We start from the raw sequence: 3633 nt of genomic DNA, 5'->3' as shown, positions 1-3633 counted from the left end.
AGCTAGTGGAAAAGAAGTGCTTATTGTTCAAAATGCAGCAAAAGAAGCAGGAAAAGCTCTTAATATCGGAAATTTTTCTGGAAGTGCTACAGATTCTCAAATCACACTTATCGCTGGAGATGATGCAAGAGCAGCAAATGATGCAACACTCTATGGGATCTATCATAATCTACGAGATGCGACCTATATTTTTGGCGAGGGAGAAGGGACAAAATATACATTGATTGGATCTAATGGATCTGATGCCAAAGCTAAAGCTGTAGCCACAAATGGTCAAAACGCAGTTGGTGCAGAAATCAAGCAAAGTGCAGATTTTGAAGGCAAGCTCACGCTCAATGTAACAGGTGGAAAAGGTGGAGATGGCATTGTTGCAAATCAAAACGGGGCTAATGGTGGAGATGCTACAGGGATCTTAGTCAGCGGTGGAGAGCTGTCATTTGCACGAGGGTCTGAGCTCGTCTTGAGCGTCGATGCTGGATCTGCTGGAACTGCGGGAGCCAATGCGAGAAATGGTAATGCAGGATCGGCTGTAGGTCTCAAAGTCTCTAATGCGACTTTGGATGCACGCAAAGTCCAGATGACGCTAAAAGTTGGAAGTGAGAAAGCCTCAAACGCAACAGCCTTAGAGCTTGAGAATGGGACATTTGAAGGAAGCTTCACAGTAGATAACATAAACAAGATTGGAAATAATCAAGCTACAAGCGCGACATTGATCAAATCCAGCGGAACAAGTGAGATCCAAAGAGGAATCATCGCTGTTGAAAATGGAGGACTTGAAGCGGCCATTAGCAATGGCACAAAAACAATCCTTGATAACACAGGTGTATTGACTTTTGGAGAGGGAGCTATGATCAATATCGGATCTCCTGCTTCTCAAACAGCTCATATCAATGTCGCAAATGGTCAAACTGCCAACCTATCTCTAGGTGCAAACTCTGTCACAAACTTCACTGATCAAGCTTTTGCCCTAGAAACATCAGCAAGCATCAATCTCGCTCTAGGAGATCAAGCAAGACTTAACTTCAATGCCAAAGCAGGCACAGAAGAAATCACAAAAGTCACTTTGACTCAAGATGCGCAAAAGTCAAATACTGGAGCGATCTTCAATCTTGCAGGAGAGAGTGGAAAGATCGGTGGAGCTCCTATCGCAGGAAGAGAAGCCAAAACATTGACAATCTCAGACTTGGATACTTCAGCGGGCAACCAATTTATCCTCTATGTTGATGCAAAAGATGGCCAAGCAGATGGAGAAAAAACTTATTCTGCAGACAAGGTTGTTGTTAGTACAACAAGCACAGGAGCAACCAAGGATGACAAAACACAATCACAGGCTCAAAAGCTTTCTATTGTGTTTGATGAAGATAAGAAGTCTGATATTCTCTCAATCACTAGAGAAAACAATGTGCTTGTCGCGACTTCTTCTGATTCAAAAGTGAAGTTTGATACAACAAGCTATGCTGCAATGGGATTCAACTATGCATCTGTTAAGTTTTCTGAAGAGAAGGAAGCCGCTCAAGCTCCAGATGGTGGAGAAGCTGGAGAAGAATATGCAGGTCAGGCAGCTACTCCTACACATTACTACATCCAAGAGGTGAAAAATCAAGGTGTGATGCATTCTGATATTGAAGCTGTTGCTTCTACCTTTATGTTCAACTACGATCTTTATCTAGCCAACTTTAACTCTCTCAATAAGAGAATGGGTGAACTTAGAGACAATGCCAATGCACATGGAGTTTGGGCAAGGGTCTTCAATGGGCAAATCAGCAATGATTTTGGATTGGGAACAAAGAGCAATTACACAACAATCCAAGCAGGGTATGACTATGCCTTTGGATTTGAAGGAGCGAACAACTATCTAGGTCTAGCGGTCTCTTATGGTCTTTCATCTTCTAAGATGAGCTCTAAGGCAAGAGATTTCATGGGACAAGAAAGAAGCCTTGATGGAATCTCAACAAATGCTGTAGAAGTAGCAGTTTATAACTCTTATGTCAGCGATTCTGGATGGTATAACGATACGATCGCGAAATTTAGCTATTTGATGAGTGATTTCACGATCCAAAACACCAATACTGGACGCAATGAAAAACTCAATCTCAACAATATCGGATTGACAATCTCTGATGAAGTTGGATATCGATTCAAGCTTGGAGAGGCTCAAGAATGGTATATTGATCCTCAAGTAGAGATTGGATTTGGATATTTCAACAAAACAGATCTCCAACGCGTCGCTGGATCTTCGTTTATGAATGTTGATGCCGATTCTGTAATGATGCTTCGAGCAAGAGCAGGTGCTGCATTTGCTTATGACTTCAAGCAATTCATTCAAGCCAAAGATGTTGCTGCTTCATTGTATGCAGGACTTTTCTATGAGTATGATTACATCAACTCTGGAAGCCTTGCGATCCAAACAGATGTTGATAGCACATCAGCTTCAAGTGCCCTCAAGTCTGATGGAAGAATAGCAATCAATGTTGGAACAAACATTCAAGCAACAAAAAATGTCAGAATCTATGCTGATTTTGAAAAAAGCTTTGAAGGGAAAATCAATACAGATTATCAAATCAATGCAGGTGTGCGATATAGCTTTGGTGAAAATGTAGACTATAAGCCTGTTAAAGCACAAGAGAGCAAAAAAGCTCCTTTGAAGTTGGAGAATGAAACTTCTTCTGAAGAGGAGACAGCACAAGAGGAGAATTAATTCTTCTCTTGAGTGAAAAAAAGGGGGTGAAATTTATACATTTTTACTTCTCTAGCTCTCTAAACTCAAAATCAATTACCCTGCTTGCAGATAGGACAAAACATAAGAATAAAACTCTAAACTCTAGCTCAAAGATACCCTCACCAAACACAGATGATCAAACCACCTTTGGGAGTTGTGACATGCTCTTTTGAGTGTTGTGATCATAGCTTATGTTTGCATTGTGAGTGTGATTGGGGCGTGGGGTTGATCTCGTCCTTGATCTCATGGCCTAGCTTTTGGATCAGTGCTTCACTTAACCCCGCATTAGACTTGGTAGGACACTGAGAGAGAATGAGATAGTTCGTTTGAATCTTTTGATTGTTTTCTTGTTCTTTGATCCATTGGATGAGTTTATGAAAATTAAAGTAGGGAGAAGAGAAGAATGAGATGCGGTGGTCGAGTTGAGAGATGCTTTCTTGATAAAAAGAAAGATTGAAGTTTTGAAAATCAGTAGAAGAAGCAAAAGAAGCGATCACTTCTTGCTTCTTGCAAACTCTTCAATCTTTTTCACTAACTCTTGAGGGAATCCTACACGTCTTATAGCTGGAATCCTTGGATCTAGTTTTCGATCTAGTTTTCCTGCTTTATAAAGTTCATCTAACTCTTCAGGGAAATAATAATAAGGAGCATTGATATAACCTTGAGGGGGAGTGACTGCCATGATTTTGGCTTCTAGGAGGAGAGTGTCCGTATAGAGCTCAAATGAACTTTCGCTTCTGTCGTTGGCTTTATCAAAATCATATCGGTTTAATTCTCCTCTTATATATGCATTTTGATCTTTTCTAAACTCCTCTCTGCTTTCTTTTGTGCTTTTGGGTTCTCTTGGGTCTAGGAGTTTTCCTGCCTTGATTTCTTCATAAAGTCCTCTAGTAACATCCCCGCTACCATCTAAT

2 protein-coding genes and 1 pseudogene are annotated in these 3633 nt (G+C 40.8%); 1 reads left to right on the top strand and 2 read right to left on the bottom strand.

What is annotated here, in order from left to right; genetic code table 11:
- Positions 1-2698: autotransporter outer membrane beta-barrel domain-containing protein (locus LW137_RS06995; protein WP_233034891.1), on the top strand; the 2698-nt coding region annotated here is incomplete at its 5' end.
- 203 nt (positions 2699-2901) lie between these two features.
- Here the strand turns inward: LW137_RS06995 and LW137_RS06990 are convergent.
- On the bottom strand, positions 2902-3216 hold the full coding sequence (locus LW137_RS06990; protein WP_233034881.1) for a hypothetical protein: 315 nt from the start codon (positions 3214-3216) through the stop codon (positions 2902-2904).
- Positions 3213-3633 (bottom strand): annotated as a pseudogene (locus LW137_RS06985) (hypothetical protein); the annotation flags it as partial. The pseudogene LW137_RS06985 and the gene LW137_RS06990, both read right to left, overlap by 4 nt.

This window comes from Helicobacter kayseriensis, from assembly GCF_021300655.1.
GTDB classification, from domain to species: domain Bacteria; phylum Campylobacterota; class Campylobacteria; order Campylobacterales; family Helicobacteraceae; genus Helicobacter_G; species Helicobacter_G kayseriensis.
Note: the sequence above shows the minus strand (reverse complement) of the source record. Positions and strands in the feature narration are given on the sequence as shown.